10 protein-coding genes are annotated in these 16828 nt (G+C 68.8%); 2 read left to right on the top strand and 8 right to left on the bottom strand.

The features are described 5' to 3' along the window. Window positions 1-66: 66 nt before the first annotated feature. The gene (locus tag GON09_RS11090; protein WP_213931844.1) at window positions 67-1017 is read left to right on the top strand and encodes a glycine betaine ABC transporter substrate-binding protein; all 951 of its coding nucleotides are present in this window, start codon (window positions 67-69) and stop codon (window positions 1015-1017) included. A gap of 17 nt (window positions 1018-1034) precedes the next feature. Here GON09_RS11090 and GON09_RS11085 read toward each other — a convergent pair whose 3' ends face one another. Genes GON09_RS11085 through GON09_RS11075 form a run of 3 tightly spaced genes read right to left on the bottom strand, consistent with a single transcriptional unit; the run spans window position 1035 to window position 4341 of the window. Continuing rightward, window positions 1035-1946, bottom strand: coding sequence for an alpha/beta hydrolase fold domain-containing protein (locus GON09_RS11085; protein ID WP_213931843.1), 912 nt, complete (start codon window positions 1944-1946; stop codon window positions 1035-1037). Window positions 1947-1954: 8 nt separating this feature from the next. Next, window positions 1955-2782: an SDR family NAD(P)-dependent oxidoreductase gene (locus tag GON09_RS11080; RefSeq protein WP_213931842.1), complete on the bottom strand. Its 828-nt coding sequence runs from the start codon at window positions 2780-2782 to the stop codon at window positions 1955-1957. Then, complete coding sequence (locus GON09_RS11075) at window positions 2779-4341, bottom strand: flavin-containing monooxygenase (RefSeq protein WP_213931841.1); 1563 nt, start codon at window positions 4339-4341, stop codon at window positions 2779-2781. Before GON09_RS11075 ends, GON09_RS11080 begins: the two co-directional genes overlap by 4 nt. Before the next feature lie 70 nt (window positions 4342-4411). Here GON09_RS11075 and GON09_RS11070 point away from each other — a divergent pair, with 70 nt between their 5' ends. Then, window positions 4412-5089: a TetR/AcrR family transcriptional regulator gene (locus GON09_RS11070; protein ID WP_213931840.1), complete on the top strand. Its 678-nt coding sequence runs from the start codon at window positions 4412-4414 to the stop codon at window positions 5087-5089. Here GON09_RS11070 and GON09_RS11065 read toward each other — a convergent pair. From GON09_RS11065 to GON09_RS11045, 5 genes are all read right to left on the bottom strand, one after another. After that, on the bottom strand, window positions 5046-6839 hold the full coding sequence (locus GON09_RS11065; RefSeq protein ID WP_213931839.1) for a thiamine pyrophosphate-requiring protein: 1794 nt from the start codon (window positions 6837-6839) through the stop codon (window positions 5046-5048). The genes GON09_RS11070 and GON09_RS11065 overlap by 44 nt on opposite strands. Before the next feature lie 166 nt (window positions 6840-7005). Next, window positions 7006-10785: a multifunctional oxoglutarate decarboxylase/oxoglutarate dehydrogenase thiamine pyrophosphate-binding subunit/dihydrolipoyllysine-residue succinyltransferase subunit gene (locus tag GON09_RS11060; protein ID WP_213931838.1), complete on the bottom strand. Its 3780-nt coding sequence runs from the start codon at window positions 10783-10785 to the stop codon at window positions 7006-7008. Window positions 10786-10988: 203 nt separating this feature from the next. Further along, window positions 10989-14828 carry an ABC transporter ATP-binding protein gene (locus tag GON09_RS11055; RefSeq protein ID WP_213931837.1) on the bottom strand — a complete coding sequence of 1280 codons (3840 nt, stop codon included), beginning with the start codon at window positions 14826-14828 and terminating at the stop codon, window positions 10989-10991. Between the two features lie 76 nt (window positions 14829-14904). Continuing rightward, window positions 14905-15684 (bottom strand): ABC transporter permease, encoded by a 780-nt coding sequence (locus GON09_RS11050; RefSeq protein ID WP_213931836.1) that lies wholly within the window; start codon window positions 15682-15684, stop codon window positions 14905-14907. Further along, window positions 15681-16751 (bottom strand): ABC transporter ATP-binding protein, encoded by a 1071-nt coding sequence (locus tag GON09_RS11045; protein WP_213934407.1) that lies wholly within the window; start codon window positions 16749-16751, stop codon window positions 15681-15683. The genes GON09_RS11050 and GON09_RS11045 overlap by 4 nt, the downstream gene beginning before the upstream one ends. Between the last annotated feature and the right edge of the window lie 77 nt (window positions 16752-16828).

The following is a 16828-nucleotide window of genomic DNA, read 5'->3' as shown; positions in this document are numbered from 1 at the left end:
CCCGATCCGAACCGCACAAGGGTTCCGGACCGGGGCGTTCGGCGTTGCGATGACCGGTGGGCGACAATGACCGCCGTGGCGAACGAAGCGAGACCGACCCGGCCGGTCGCGGCGACAGTGCTCACCGCATGCGCAGTGGCGGCCGTGCTCCAGGGATGCGCGTCACCCGTCCTCGACGAGGCGACGCCGTCGGCGACGGTGATCGTCGGCGCGGGTGAGCGACCCGACGAGGAACTGCTCGCGCACCTGTACGCAGCAGCCCTGCGCGGCAGCGGGACCGACGTTCGGGTGCGCTCCGACGTCGCCGATCCTCCCACAGCGCTCGACGCCGCCGAGCTCACGCTGATCCCCGGCTACACCGGACGCCTGCTGGCGTCCTACGACCAGGGCGCCGACCCCACCGACGCCGAGGACGTCTTCGAGGCGCTCGCGCGGGCGCTGCCCGACGAGCTGACCATCTCCGACTACGCGTCGGCTCAGGACCGTGCGGTTCTGCTCGCCGACCGCGAACGGCTCGCGCAATGGTCGGTGAGCCGGGTGGCCGACCTCGTAGACCGGTGCCCGGAACTGACGTTCGCGGTGACCGAGGACTTCGAATCCGCGGGCGGACTCGACGCGCTCGAACGCGCCGACTGCCGCCCGCGCGAGGTACGGCGGATCAAGGATCCACAGTCCGTCGTAGTCGCGTCGGAACCCGGCACCGTCGTCGGAACCACCACGACGTCACCCGCCCTCGCGGCGATCGAGGCGGATTCGCCTGTGAGCACCGTGCCCGACGCACCCGACCGCACCCAGCGGGACGACACGAAGGCAGGCGGCGCGTCGGCACCGGTACTGCCCGCCCAGAACGTCGTCCCGGTCTTCCGCAAGGGCACGCTCGACGAGGCACAACTCGACGCGTTGCGGACCATTGCCGGTGAGCTGACGACGAGCGATCTCACCGAACTGCGCGCGCGACTCGACGACGGCGAGGATCCGAGGTCCGTCGCCGACGAATGGCTCGCGGAACACACCTGATCGCGAACGCCCGGTGCTCAGCCTGCGCGGGTACCCATCCGTTCCCGGAGGAACACGCCGAAATCGGCGATCGCCGCGGCGGCCTCGGGAACGAGCGATGCCTGCAACGGCGCGACGTGCCACAGTTCGGGCTGCTCGACGAAGGTGACGTCGACGCCCGCCGTGCGGAGTTTCTCGGCGTACCGCCGGACCTGCGGGTAGAACATCTCCGCGGTGCCCACCTGGATGAGCGTCGGCGGCAGACCCGTGGGATCGGCGTGCATGGGCGCGTAACCGGGATCGGTGGGATCGCCCCCGGCCAGATACGCCTCGGCCGAGGAGTACACCCACCCCTTGTTGAGGACGACGTCGTTCACGTCGGGCAGGTCGCGGTCGGCCGGGTCGCTCCACGGCGACAGCAACCCGAGCGCGGGCGGGGTGATCGCGTGCCGGTCGATGAGCCGGCGCGCCGTGGCCGCCGCGAGGCCACCGCCGGCCGAGTCGCCGGCGATCGCGGTGCCGGACACCTCGAAGCCGTGCTCGCCGACGAGTTCGAGATAGGCCGCTTCGGCGTCGTCCAACGCCGCCGGATAGGGATGCTCGGGAGCGAGCCGGTAGTCGAGGACGTACACCGCCGACTCCGCCGCGGCGGCGAGATGCGCCGCGAGCGAGCGGTGCGTGGCGAGCGATCCGCCGGTGTACGCACCGCCGTGCAGGTACAGGATCGCCGTGGTTCGCTCGGTGGCACCTACGGTGATCCGCTCGGCGGGGCGTCCGGCCAGGCGGACCGGGCGCACCACGGTGTCCTTCGGAAGGAACTGCAGCGGCGCGGCGAGTTCGAGCAACCGGCGTTGCGTGGCGAACGACCAGCGCGGTGACAGCAGGGCACGGAAGAGAGGCCGCAGCGCGGTCCGCGCCACCCGCGGTGACAACTGGGGTGTCGGAGGCATGCCGCAGCCTATCCCTTCGGCACGACCCGGGAGGTCACCGTGGCGACGACACGCTGATAGGCCGGCCCGGCGACACGGACGAAGGCGTCGAGCAACTTCGCGTCGGCACCGACGAGTACGCGAGCCTTGTTCTTCCGGACACCGGTGAGGATGGTCTTCGCGGCGTCCTCCGGCGTCGTGCGCGCGAGCTTGCGGTCGAAGAACTCCGCGAAGGTCGCCTGGTCGTCGCCGTCCGGGACGGCGGCGTTGCGGGCGATCGCGGTCTTGATGCCACCGGGATGCACGCACGTGACTTGCACGGGATGCCGGGCGACGAGCATCTCCTGCCGCACCGCCTCCGTGAAGCCGCGTACTGCGAACTTCGCAGCGTTGTATGCCGCTTGGCCCGGGATGCTCAGCAGACCGAACAGGCTCGAGACGTTGATCAGGTGACCGTCGCCGGATGCGATGAGGTACGGCAGGAAAGCCTTGGTGCCGTTGACGACTCCCCAGAAGTCGACGTCCATCACGCGCTCGATGTCCTTGAACTCGGTGCGCTCGAAGTCGCCGTGATAAGCGATGCCCGCGTTGTTGTACACCTGGTGGACCGCACCGAAGTGAGCGGCGACCTGCTCGGCGTACTCGAGGACCTTCTCCCGCTGGGTGACGTCGAGATGGTCGGCCTTCACCTCGGCACCGAGATCCCGTGCGCGACGCGCGGTCTCCTCGAGTCCGGCGGTGTCGACGTCCGAGATCGCCAGACGGGCACCCTCGGCGGCGAGGGCGAGCACGAGGGCTCGGCCGATTCCGGAACCGGCACCCGTGACGACGACGACTCGTCCTGCGAAATCACTCATCGAACTGCTGCCTCTCGAGACGTGCGCTCCTGTGCGGGAAGGTCGGTGGCTACGGGGAGATCGGACTCGGCGACGCTGCGGTACGCATCGAGGTCGAACCGGCGTGTGATGCGCCGGAATTCGAAGGTGAATCCCGGCCACAGTGTGGTGTTGTTGCCGTGCTTGTCGAGATACCAGCTCGCACACCCGCCGTTGTTCCACACGCTCGAACGCATCGCGCGCTGCAGCTCGCGGTTGTACTCGTCCTGCACGTCCTCCCGGACCTCGACCGTGCCGATGCGGTTGCGGTCGATCGTGCGGATCGCGTCGACGACGTAGCCGAGCTGCGACTCGATCATGTACACCATCGAGGTGTGGCCGAGACCGGTGTTCGGGCCGACGAGGAAGAACAGGTTGGGGAAGCCCGCGACCGAACTGCCCTTGTACCCCTGCATTCCGGTCTCGTCGAAGACCTCGGCCAGCGAACGGCCGTCCTTGCCGAAGATGCCTGCGAAGGTCGGCGAGTCGGTGACGTGGAAGCCGGTCGCGACGACGATCGCGTCGACCTCGCGTTCGGTGCCGTCCTTCGCGACGATGCCGCGCGGGGTGACGCGGGCGATGCCGTCCGTGACCAGGTCGACGTTCGGCCGGTCGAGTGCGGGATAGTAGTTGTTCGAGATGAGCATGCGCTTGCAGCCGATGCCGTAGTTCGGTGTGACCTTCCGGCGCAGTTCCTTGTCGCGGATCTGCCGGCGGACCTGGATGCGTGCGGCGAGTTCGAGCGGCTTCATGAAGGCCTGTGCCTTGGCCAGGCCCACGACCTGGGTCTCGCGGGCGGTGTACTGCAGGGCACGCGAGAGACGCTGGAAGCCGGGGATGTAGCGGAAGGCGAACCGCTCGGGCGCGGTGTACTCGCGGTCGAAGCGGGGGAGGATCCACGGTGCCGTGCGCTGGTAGACGTCGAGCCGGCCGACGGTGCCCGCGATCGCCGGCACGATCTGGATGGCCGAGGCTCCGGTACCGATGACCGCGACCCGCTTGCCGGTGAGATCGGCGTCGTGGTTCCACCTCGCCGAATGGAAGATCTCGCCTTCGAAGCCGGAGATGCCCTCGATGTCGGGCAGCGACGGCTCGCACAGTGCGCCCACCGCGGAGATCATCACCTTGGCGCTGTACTGCCCGCGCGTGGTGGCCACGTCCCAGCGGTGCGTCGCAGTGTTCCAGCGGGCCGACTGCACGTCGCAGCCGAAGACGGTGCGCCGCCGGACGTCGTACCGGTCGGCGACCGAGCGGATGTACTCCTGGATCTCCGGTTGCGGCGAGAACGAGCGTGTCCAGCCGGGGTTGAGGGCGAAGGAGTAGGAGTACAGGTTCGACGGCACATCGCACGCGGCGCCGGGGTAGGTGTTGTCGCGCCAGGTGCCGCCGACCTCGGACGCGCGCTCGAGGACGAGGAAGTCCTTGCCCGCCTGCGACAATCGGATGGCCGCTCCGAGCCCGGCGAACCCGCTGCCGATGATCAGGATGTCGACCTGACGGATCTCCGCGTCGGCGACGGTATCTGTTACCGGAAGACTCATGTACTTGAGGCTAGAGCGTTCCAGTGACGTGGTCAACACTTGTTGACCATAATTCAATAACGGTGCTTGCATGGTGGTCGTGGCAGAAGACAGTCCCGAACCCCGCCGGACCCGCCTCGGTCCCGCCCAACGCCGGGCCCAGCTGATCGAACACGGACTCGAGCTGCTCGCCGACCGGCCCCTCGAGCAGATCTCCGTGGAGGAGGTCGCCGACCGGGCCGGGGTGTCGAAGGGCCTGCTGTTCCACTACTTCGCCTCGAAGCACGACTACCACGTCGAACTCGTGCGGTGCGTCGGCCGGGACCTCGTCGAGTACACCGCGCCGGCCGAGGACCTCGAGCCCATCGAGATGCTGCGGGGCACGCTCGTCGCGTACGTCGACTACGTCACCCGGCGCCGCGACATGTACGTGTCGATCCTGCGTGGCGCCACCAGTGGCGACCCCGACATGCGCGCGGCGTTCGAGGACACCCGCACTGCGATGGTCGAGCGGACCGTCGCGCACCTGCCCGCCATCGGGATCGAACCGACCCCCGCCGTGCGACTCGCCGTCCGCGGATGGGTGGCGTTCGTGGAGGACACGACCATCGCGTGGTTGCGCGACCCCGAACTCACCCGCGACGAGTTCGTCGAGCTGGCCATCGCCGCGCTGTCCGGCGTGGCCCTGGCGGCACATTCGCTCCGGGGCAACGCGGGGGACGATCTCAGCGGTCGTGTCCGGGAAGGTACTCCTGCAACTTCGTCTTGACGCCCTGTTTCACGAAACCCCAACGGTTCTCGTCCCCGGACAGGACGGCCTTGGCGACGTCGGTGAACTGTTCCCATGTCGCGTGCGGCGGGATCGGCGGCATGTCCGGATCGGTGTACACGTCGAGCACCGTCGGGCGATCCGCGGTCAGTGCGCGATCCCAGGCCGGGCCCACTTCGTCCGTGGACTTCACGGTTTCGGCGCCCAGCCCGAGACCACGTGCGAAGGCGGCGTAGTCGACATCCGGAAGTGTCTGGGACTCCGCGAATTTCGGTGCTCCTCCCATCGCGCGCATCTCCCAGGTCACCTGGTTGAGGTCGTTGTTGTGGAGGATCGCGACGACGAGCCGCGGATCCGTCCACTGCTGCCAGTACCGCTGAACGGTGATCAGCTCGGCCATGCCGTTCATCTGCATCGCGCCGTCGCCGGCGAACGCGATCACCGGACGGTCCGGATGCCCGAACTTCGCGCCGATCCCGTACGGCACGGCCGGTCCCATCGTCGCGAGCGTGCCCGACAGCGAACCGCGCATGTCGCCGCGGAACTGCAGTTGCCGCGCATACCAGTTGGCGGCCGAACCCGAGTCGGCGGTGACGATCGCGTTGTCGGGCAGTCGCGGTGAGGCCTCCGCGAACATCCGCAGCGGGTTGACGAACTCCGTCTCGACCTCGGCCTGCTGCCCCATGATCTGCCACCAGCGGCGCACGTTCTGTTCGATACCCTCGCGCCACGAACGATCCTCCTTGCGCCGGAGCAGCGGGATGAGCGCATCGAGCGCCGCGGCGGCATCGGCGACGAGGTTGACCTCGTTCGGGTAACGCATCCCGATCCTGTTCGCGTCGACGTCGATCTGCACGCAGCGAGCCTGGTCGTATTCCGGCAGGAACTGGCTGTAGGGGAGGGACGAGCCGACGATGAGCAACGTGTCGCAGCCGGTCATCATCTCGTGGGTGGGTCGCGTGCCCAGCAGGCCGATCGATCCGGTGACCCACGGCAGTTCGTCCGAGAGCACGTCCTTGCCCAGCAGGGCCTTCGCCGCCCCGGCACCGAGAAGATCCGCGACCTGCTCGAGCTGCGCCCGCGCACCCCGGGCGCCGCTGCCGACGAGCATCGCGACCTTGTTCCCGGCGTCGAGGATCTCGACGGCCCGTCGGATCGCGTCGTCGTCCGGCGCGATGCGGGGACGGTCGAAGCCGACGCTCGACGGCACCATCTTGAACTCGTGGCCGGGTGGGGAGTAGTCGAGTTCCTGCACGTCACCGTGGATGATCACCGCTGTCGGCGTGCGATAGGCGATGGCGGTGCGCATCGCCCGGTCGAGGACGTTGGGCAACTGCTCGGGCACCGTCACGGTCTCCACGAAGGCCGACGCCACATCCTTGTACAGCGTGTGCAGGTCCACTTCCTGCTGGTACGACCCGCCCATCGCAGAGCGGTCGGTCTGACCCACGATCGCCACCACCGGCACGTGGTCGAGTTTCGCGTCGTAGAGGCCGTTGAGCAGATGGATCGCGCCGGGGCCGGAGGTCGCCATACACACCCCGGGCCTGCCCGTGAACTTCGCGTAGCCGACCGCCTCGAAGGCGCTCATCTCCTCGTGCCGGGACTGCACGAAGACCGGATCGTTGCCGGTGCGGGTCCAGGCGGCGAGAATCCCGTTGATGCCGTCCCCGGGATAGCCGAAGACGTGGTCCACCCCCCACTCGCGCAGGCGGTGCAGCAGGTAGTCGGCCACGGTCGGGTTCGCCATCGGTAGCTCCTCGCAGGACGCGATAGGGGGTCCCCGGAAGGGTGCCCGTCACGTCCGGCCCGAAACACCCCGGAAAAGGCGTGAGCCGGGTCGATCGTCCTTGGGGGACGAACGACCCGGCTCACATGAGAACCGTCAAGGGCCCGAAGGGTCCGAAACGGAGCTTCTAGCGACCGAAGGCCTTCTCGAGGATCTCCTGCTGCTCGACAGCGTGGACCTTGCTCGAACCGGACGACGGCGCCGACATCGCACGACGCGACACGCGCTTGATCCCGCTGAGCTTCTCGGGCAGCAGTTCCGGCAGCGCGAGGCCGAGGAACGGCCACGCACCCTGGTTCGCCGGCTCCTCCTGGACCCAGAAGAACTCGGACGCGTTCGGGTACTGCTCGAGGGTCTCGGCGATACGACGACGCGGCACCGGGTACAGCTGCTCGATGCGCACGATCGCGACGTCGTCACGACCTTCCTTCTGCTTCTTCGCCAGCAGTTCCCAGTAGATCTTGCCGGAGGTCAGCAGCACGCGGGTGACCTTCGACCGGTCGGCCGTGCCCTCCTCGTAGGGGACCTCCTCGAGCAGCGAACGGAACTTGCCCTGGGTGAAGTCCTCGACATTGCTGACCGCGGCCTTGTTGCGCAGCATCGACTTCGGCGTGAACACCACCAGCGGGCGGCGGATGCCGTCGAGATGGTGACGACGCAGCAGGTGGAAGTAGCTCGCCGGGGTCGACGGAACCGCGACCGTCATCGAGCCCTCGGCGCACAGCTGCAGCCAGCGCTCGATGCGGCCCGAGGTGTGGTCGGGACCCTGGCCCTCGTGGCCGTGCGGCAGCAGCAGCACGACGTCGGACAGCTGACCCCACTTGGCCTCACCGGACGAGATGAACTCGTCGATGATGGACTGCGCGCCGTTGACGAAGTCGCCGAACTGCGCCTCCCACAGCACGAGCGCGTCGGGGTTGCCCACCGAGTAGCCGTACTCGAAGCCCAGACCCGCGAACTCGGTCAGTGCCGAGTCGTAGACCATGAAGCGACCACCGTTGCCGGCCTGGGTGGCCAGCGACGCCAGCGGGCTGTACTCGTCGCCGGTCTTGCGGTCGATGATGACCGAGTGGCGCTGCGTGAACGTGCCGCGACGCGAGTCCTGACCGGCCAGACGCACCAGGGCGCCTTCCTCGGCCAGCGAACCGAACGCGAGCAGCTCGGCGAACGCCCAGTCGATCTTGCCGTTGCGCGACATCTCGCGACGCTTCTCGAGCACCGGCTTGACGCGCGGGTGCACCGTGAAGCCCTCGGGTGCCTCGGCGAAGGCGTCGCCGATCCGCTCGAGCACCGAACGCTCGACGGAGGTGTCGAGACGCTTCGGCGGGGTCTGGTCGAGCTCGACCGACTCCGACGGCTCCGGCTGGTACTTCTCGAGTTCGCGGACCTCGTTGAAGACGCGTTCGAGTTGTCCCTGGTAGTCGCGCAGGGCGTCTTCCGCTTCCTTGAGCGAGATATCGCCGCGGCCGATCAGGGCCTCGGTGTAGCTCTTGCGGACGCTGCGCTTGGTGTCGATCACGTCGTACATCGCCGGCTGGGTCATCGACGGGTCGTCGCCCTCGTTGTGACCGCGACGGCGGTAGCAGATCATGTCGATGACGACGTCCTTGTGGAACTTCTCGCGGAAGTCCACGGCGAGCTTCGCGACCCACACGCAGGCCTCGGGGTCGTCCCCGTTGACGTGGAAGATCGGCGCACCGATCATCTTCGCCACGTCGGTGCAGTACTCGGACGAACGCGAGTGCTCCGGCGCGGTGGTGAAGCCCACCTGGTTGTTGACGACGATGTGCACGGTGCCGCCGGTGCGGTAGCCGCGCAGCAGTGCGAGGTTGAGGGTCTCCGCCACGACACCTTGACCGGCGAACGCAGCGTCGCCGTGCAGCAGCAGCGGCAGGACGGTGAAGCCGTCCTCGCCCTTGTCGAGGATGTCCTGCTTGGCGCGGACGAGGCCCTCGAGCACCGGGTTGACCGCCTCGAGGTGCGAGGGGTTCGCGGTGAGCGAGACCTTGATGTCGTTGTCGCCGAACATCTGGATGTAGGTGCCCTCGGCGCCGAGGTGGTACTTCACGTCGCCGGAGCCATGAGCGGCGGCCGGGTTCAGGTTGCCTTCGAACTCGGAGAAGATCTGCGAGTACGGCTTGCCGACGATGTTGGCGAGCACGTTCAGGCGGCCGCGGTGCGGCATCGCGATGGCGACCTCGTCGAGCGTGTGCTCGGCGGCCTGGTCGATGATCGCGTCCATCATCGGGATGACCGACTCGGCGCCCTCGAGCGAGAAGCGCTTCTGGCCGACGTACTTGGTCTGCAGGAACGTCTCGAACGCCTCTGCGGCGTTGAGGCGGCTCAGGATGTACTTCTGCTGGGCGACCGTCGGCTTGACGTGGTGCGCCTCGACGCGCTCCTGCAGCCACTGCTGCTGCTCGGGCTCGAGGATGTGGGTGTACTCGACACCGACGTGGCGGCAGTACGCGTCGCGCAGCACCGACAGCACGTCGCGCAGCTTCATCTTCTGGCGGCCGTGGAAGCCACCGACGTTGAACTCGCGATCGAGATCCCACAGCGTCAGGTCGTGGGTCGTGACGTCGAGGTCGGGGTGCGACCGGAACTTGTCGCGCACGAACTGCAGCGGATCGGTGTCGGCCATGAGGTGGCCGCGGCTGCGGTAGGCGGCGATGAGCTCGAGCACACGGGTGTGCTTGTCGACGAGGCCTTCCGGCACGTCCTTGCGCCAGCGGACCGGCTCGTAGGGGATGTGCAGAGTGTGGAAGATGCCGTCGTAGAAGTCGTCGCTGATGAGCAGCTCGTGGATCTTCTTCAGGAACTCACCCGACTCCGCGCCCTGGATCACGCGGTGGTCGTAGGTGGAGGTGAGCGTCAGCAGCTTGCCGATGCCCATCTCGGCGATCCGCTCGTCGGACGCGCCCTGGAACTCCGCGGGGTACTCCATCGCGCCGGCGCCGATGATGGCGCCCTGGCCCTGCATCAGACGCGGGACCGAGTGCACGGTGCCGATGCCGCCCGGGTTGGTCAGCGAGATCGTGACACCCGAGAAGTCGTCGCCGGTGAGCTTGCCGTCGCGGGCGCGGCGCACGATGTCCTCGTAGGCCGAGTAGAACTGCGCGAAGTTCATCGTCTCGCAGTTCTTGATGGCCGCCACGACGAGCGAACGCTGGCCGTTCTTGCCCGGCAGGTCGATCGCGAGACCGAGGTTGGTGTGCTGCGGCACGACCAGGTTCGGCTTCCCGTCGACCTCGGCGAAGTGGTTGTTCATGTTCGGGAACGCCTTGACCGCCTGGACGATCGCGTAGCCGAGGATGTGGGTGAACGAGACCTTGCCGCCCCGGGTACGGGCGAGATGGTTGTTGATGACGATGCGGTTGTCGAACATCAACTTCGCGGGAACCGCGCGAACACTGGTGGCCGTCGGGATCGACAGCGAGGCGTTCATGTTCTTCGCAACGGCAGCAGCGGCGCCGCGCAGAACCTTCTTCTCCTCGGCGGCCTGGCCCGACGGGGCGGCGGCCGGCTTCGCCGGCGCGGCCTGTGCCTTCGGCTGGGTTGCAGGCTTGGTCTCGGCCTTCGGTGCGGGCTTCGCCAGCGCGGCGGGGGCCTTCGTTGCAGGAGCGGCGGGGGCCTTCGCTGCCGGCGCGGCGGGGGCCTTCGCTGCGGGCGCGGCGGGGGCCGAAGCGGAGGAACTCGGCGCAGATGCGGTGCTCGGCGCGGGCTTCTCGGTCGTGGCGGTGTCGGAGCCGTTGGTACCTCCGGCCACCGCGGCTTCCGGCGAATAGTCGGTCAGAAATTCGTGCCAACTCGCGTCCACGGACGAAGGGTCGTCCTGGAAGCGCTGGTACATCTCGTCAACCAACCACTGGTTCTGTCCGAACTGTGATGTAGAGCTGCTGCTCACGGCAGTTGTTCGCCTCGTTTCTTTCTTCGGTACCCGATCGGAGCGCCTGTGCGTATGAGGCTAGCCCGTAGCATGTGACGATCCGAACTGACCGCGCATGTCGGTGGGCTAGCTCACAATCTGGTGCGATGGGGTCTCCATCGATGACGGTTCTCGAGAGCCGATTATTCCCTCAAAGGTGCATCGGTGCAGCGCGCACCCCGTTACAAACGTGAGGACGATCTCATGTTCGATCCTTCCGTGGCAGATGTGAGCAGGGCTTCGGGCTCCTCCGGAACGAGACCACCGGTAGCGAGTTGCCACAAAGTGGTGTACAGACCTCCCGCTCGGCGCAGCTCGTCGTGGGGCCCACACTCGACGATACGGCCGTCGTCGATGACGACCACGAGATCGGCACGAGCGGCGGTCGCGAGACGGTGCGCCACCACTACGGCCGTCCGCGAACGCGCCACCCGCGCACCCGCCTCGAGCACCGCCTTCTCGGTGGCGGGATCGAGGGTCGCGGTGGCCTCGTCGAGCAGCAGCAGATCGGGATCCACCAGTTCGGCGCGCGCGAGCGCGATGAGCTGCCGCTGGCCCGCCGACAGACCCTGCCCGCGCTCACCCACCGGATGGTTCATCCCGCCGGGGAGCCCCGCGACCATGTCGAGCGCCCCGACGGCCCGCGCGGCGGCCTCGATCTCCTCGCGCGTCGCGTCGGGCCGGCCGTAGGCGATGTTGGTCGCCACCGTGCCCGTGAACAGGTGTGCCTCCTGCGGCACGACGCCGAGCCGGCCCCGATAGTCGCGCAGGCGGTACCGGCGCAGATCGGTCCCGTCCACCCGCACCGAACCCGAGGTGGGGTCGTAGAACCGCGCGAGCAGCTTGACGACCGTCGACTTCCCGGCGCCGGTCCGGCCCACCAGGGCGACCGTCGACCCGGCCGGGATCGTCAGGTCCACCCCGCTCAGGGCTTCGCGTTCGGCCTCGCGGTACCGGAAGCCCACCTCCCGCAGGTCGACGTCGCCGCGGAGGTGCCCGGTGACGGCGACCGTGCCCTCCTGCGCCGACTCGAGTGAACTCTCGGTCCGCAGGAGGTCGCCGATCCGGTGCAGACCCACCCTTGCCTGCTGGTAGCCGTCGAAGACCTGCGACAACTGCTGGATGGGTGCGAACAGCAGGTTCAGGTACAGCACGAACGCGATCAGTACACCCGGCCCGACCGCACCCGACGCCACCTCCCGCGCCCCGACGAAGACGACCGCGGCGAGCGCGAGGTCGGACAGGAAGGTGATGAACGGGAAATACAGCGAGATCGCCCGTTGCGAGCGCAGGCGGCTGCGCCGATAGGCCTCCGCGCGCTCGGCGAAACGACGGGCGGCGGTCTCCTCGCGGCGGTAGGCCTGCGCGGCGCGCAGACCCGTGACGTTCTCCTGGAAATCCGCATTCACCAGGGATATGCGTTCGCGGGACTGCGCGTACGCCGTGCCCGAGATCTTCCGGAACCACAGGGTCGCGACCGTCAGGATGGGCAGCACCGCCAGCACCACCAGGGCCAGGGACAGGTCGGTCGCGATCAGCGCGATCGAGATGCCGGTGAGAGTCAACACCGCCACCACCGCGGTGGACAGGCCGGTCTGGATGAACTGCGACAACGCGTCCACGTCGGTCGTCATCCGGGTCATGATCCGGCCCGACAGTTCGCGTTCGTAATAGTCGAGTCCGAGTCGCTGCAGGTGTGCGTACGAGCGCACGCGCAGCCCGAACAGCACCCGCTCGCCCGCGCGCGCGGTGAGCACGGTCAGGATCGCGACCGCGATCCAGCCGAGCAGCGCGAGGACCACACCCACGGCGGTCGCCTGCCACAACCGCGACGGCTCGGCCGGGGTCACCCCGCGGTCGACGGCGAACCGCACGAGCGACGGGAACGCGATGCTCGTCAGCGACTCCACCGCGAGGCACAGCACGACGAGTGCGAGCAGGGCACGCACCGGGCGCAGCGTCGTCCACAGGCGGAACTGCGGGTCGGGCAGGCGCAGGGAGTCGGACTGCAGGGCCGGATCGCTCCCGGGGGTCTCGGTGGCGGGGGGAAGCGCCGCGACCGCAGCGCGCAGTTCCGGGGTCGGCGCCACCGCGCCGAGCGCACCCGTCATAGGTCCGCCGCGACCACCACCGCCCGCCGGTCCGCCCCGACCGCCACCGGCGACCGCCGTGTCGACGACGGCCCCGGACGGCTCGTCGCCGGGCCGCTCCGGCCACAACTCGCCGGCCGCCACCGGACGCTCCGGAGCCGGCACGACGTCCTCGTCGGTCGAGAGCAGACGCCGGAAGACGGGACTGCGGTGATCGAGTTCGTCGACCGTTCCGATGTCGACGATGCGTCCGTCGTCGAGCACGGCGACCCGGTCGGCGAGCGCGAGCGTCGATCGCCGATGAGCGAGCACGAGCGTCGTGCGGCGTCGGCCGGCCCGCAGCGCGCCGTAGATCGCGGCCTCCGTCTCGGCGTCGACCGCGGAGGTGGCGTCGTCGAGGATCAGCACCCGCGGATCGACGAGCAGTGCCCGCGCCAGCGCGACCCGCTGTCGCTGCCCGCCGGACAGCGTCAGGCCGCGTTCGCCGACGACGGTGTCGTAGCCCTCGGGCAGCGCATCGACGAAGTCGTCGGCGCGCGCCGCTGCCGCAGCGGCCCGGATCTCGTCGTCCGACGCGTCGGGTCGGCCGAGGGCGATGTTGGACGCGACCGAATCCGAGAACAGGAACGGCTCGTCGAAGACGAGACCGACCGCACCGCGCAGGTCGTCGGCGCGCAGGGTGCCGACGTCGATGTCGTGCCCGTCGGCGGTCAGGCACACCGATCCGTGGCGCGGCGCGTAGAACCGGGGGAGCAGCAGCGAGAGCACGGTCTTGCCCGAGCCCGCCGGACCGACGATCGCGACGGTCTCGCCGGGTGCGATCTCCAGGTCGAGTCCGCGCAGCACGTCCCGGTCGTCGTCGAAGCCGAACGTCACATCCTTCAGGTGCACCCCGAGCGGACCGTCGGGCAGCGCGACGGGATGCGGAGGATCGGCGACGTCGGGTTCGGTGTCGATCACCTCGTACACCCGCTCCACGGCGGCGCGGGACAGTTGCGCCATGATCACGACCTGCGACAGCGTGCGGGTCGTCGCCGTCATCGTCGCCACATAGGCGGTGAACGCCACGAAGGTACCCACGGTGATCCCGCCTTCGAGGGCGAGCCAGCCGCCGAGCGCGATCGTGGCGACGAGCCCGAACTGCGGGATCGCACCCAGCGGGGCCGAGAACCACGCATTGATCCGGGCCGCGCGCAGACGCTCCGCGTACAACCGGCGACCGTGCTCCTCGAGCTGGTCGACGGCGCGGGACTCCTGACCGAATCCCTTCACGACCCGCACCCCGGTGACGGTCTCCTCGACGTGCTGGGCGAGATCGGCCGCGCGCTGCTGCGCCGACCACGTCGCGGCGAACAGCTTCGGGCGCACCACCCGGACGAGGCCGCCGATGATCGGGACCGTGACCACCGCGACCAGCGTGAGCAGTGGTGAGAGCGACATCATGATCACCAGCGCGAGCACGAACTGCAACAGCGCGCCCGCCGACATCGGCACCATCGCGAGCAGACCCTGGACGAGCTGCAGATCGGTGATGGACCGCGAGACCACCTGACCGGTGCGGATGCGGTCCTGACCGTGACCGTCGAGACGCTGGAGCGAGCCGAGCAGACGCAACCGCAGGTCGTGCTGCACGTCGAGCGACAGACGTCCGGCGAGCATGCGCCGCCCGTACTGGCAGCCGAACCGGATCACTGCCCCGCCAGCGATCGCCCCTGCGGCGAGACCGATCAGACGCAGGTCGTCGGCGGGCACATCGCCCTGCCCGGTCGCACTGTCGACCGCGACTTTCGTCAGCAGCGGGAAGGTGATGTCGATCAGGGCGGCGACGACGGTGACGGCCAGCGCCCCGAGAGCCGTTCTGCGGTGTTTCAGGCATTCGGCGACGAGCCGGGAAATCCATCCCGGCGAGCGCGGAATCGGGTCGTGTGCCATCGAACCGACATTAGCGCCGCGTGACGACAGACCGGGTCGGAGCCCGTCGGAGAACGCCGGGGCGCAGGGAGCTGCGTCAGACGATGTCGGCGTTTCGGGTCCGCCACCAGCCGAGACCGCCCAGCACCACGGTCCAGAAGACCAGGAGCAACGGTGCCAGCGGCCACGTCATCTCCAGCGTCACGTCCTCGGGCAGCGACACCGCCGAGAACAGCACGTACCACGTGACCTGCGCCGGCAGGTACGACGCGAGCGTCCCGAGACCGAGACCGTGCAGGACGAGCGAGACGATCAGCTCACCGAACGGCACCCATGCGCAGATCGCGAGCACACTGCCCGTCGTGGATCGTGTGAGCAGGCCGAGCCCGGCTCCGATGAGTGACCACATCAGCGCGCAGAACAGGCCGATGAACAGCACTTTGGCAACCGACCCGAGGTCGGCGCCCTCGAAGCCGCCGCCGAACAACACGAGCGTCGCGGCCGCCGCGAGTTCCGTGACGATGCAGTACAGCAACCCGATCACGGCGACGGTCGCGAGTTTCACGCCGACGACGCGATCGCGGCCCCGCGTGGTGAGGAAGGTCGTCACGATCGTGCGGTGCGCGAACTCGCTGCCGGTCGCCACCGCACCGAAGATCGCGGCGAACAGGAAGACCAGCGACAGTGCGAGGGAGATGCCGACCGCGGCGGCGACGGCCTCGGCGACACCGTCGCCGAAGCCGTATTCGAGTTGCCGCGCGACCGGCAGCGTCAGTGCGCCACAGAACAGGCCCACCATCAGCGGTGCGATGCCGAGGATCCACCAGTAGCGCAGGCTCAGGACCTTGCGGAACTCGGCGGTGAGAAGCGCGGTCATGCGGTCGGGCCTCCTTGTCCGGCCGGCGGTCGGTTCGCCTGCCCCCACTGCGACTGCGGATACTGCTGGGTTTGTGGATACTGCTGGGCTTGCGGGTACTGCTGGGCCTGGGGTTGGTGGGGTCCGTGCCCCGGGTACTGCGCAACCGGAGCGGCCGCGTAGCGACCTGCCGTCATCGCCAGGTACACCTGCTCGAGATCGACGTGTTCGACACTCGTGCCGAACAGCTTCACCTCCGCGGTAGCGGCGATCTCGGCGATGCGGTCGGGAGCGGCACCGACCACCGCGAGCCGTCCGTCCTGCTGTACCTGCGCATCGGTGTGCCCCGCCGCGGCGAGCGCCGTCGCGAGGCGGGCCGGGTCGGAGGACGCGACGAACACCCGCGAGCGGTAGGCGTCGCGCAGGTCCGTCATCGAGGTCTCCGCGACCAGGTGCCCGTTCGCGATGACCACGAGACGGTCGGCCATCTGCTCGATCTCCCGCAGGATGTGACTCGAGATCAGCACGGTCCCGCCGTTGCCGGCGAAGGCGCGGAGGAAGTCACGCAGCCAGGCCATGCCCTCCGGGTCGAGTCCGTTCGCCGGTTCGTCGAGCACCAGATAACGCGGTTGCCCGAGCAGCGCCGTCGCCAGGGCGAGTCGCTGCCGCATGCCGAGGGAGAACTCACCGAGGCGACGTCTCGCGACCGATCCCAGGCCGACGAGGTCGAGCATCTGCTTCGCCCGCTCGTCGGGTACGCCGATCGCGGCGCAGTAGATCTGCAGGTGCGTCAGCGCCCGGTGCTTGGGATGGGCGCTGCGCGCGTCGAGCACGGCGCCGACGACCTGCGCCGGCTGCTGCAGGGCCGTGAACGGCACGCCGTCGACGAAGGCGTTCCCGGCACTCGGCCGGATCAGACCGAGCATCATGCCGAGTGTGGTGGTCTTACCCGATCCGTTGGGGCCGAGGAAACCCGTGATCGACCCCGGCGGAACCGTGAACCACAGATTCGACACGGCGGTGTGGTCGCCGAACGCCTTGCTCAGGCCGTGGACGGCGATCCCCGCGCCGGGCGCCCCCGAGGGCACCCGCGGATCGGGTGTGCCGTACGGCGGTTGCGCTGACGGTGCTGTCACGGATACGGACCCCCGCGTCGTCGAGATGT

It is taken from the genome of Rhodococcus sp. B50, from assembly GCF_013602415.1.
Taxonomy (GTDB): domain Bacteria; phylum Actinomycetota; class Actinomycetes; order Mycobacteriales; family Mycobacteriaceae; genus Rhodococcus.
Note: the sequence above shows the minus strand (reverse complement) of the source record. Positions and strands in the feature narration are given on the sequence as shown.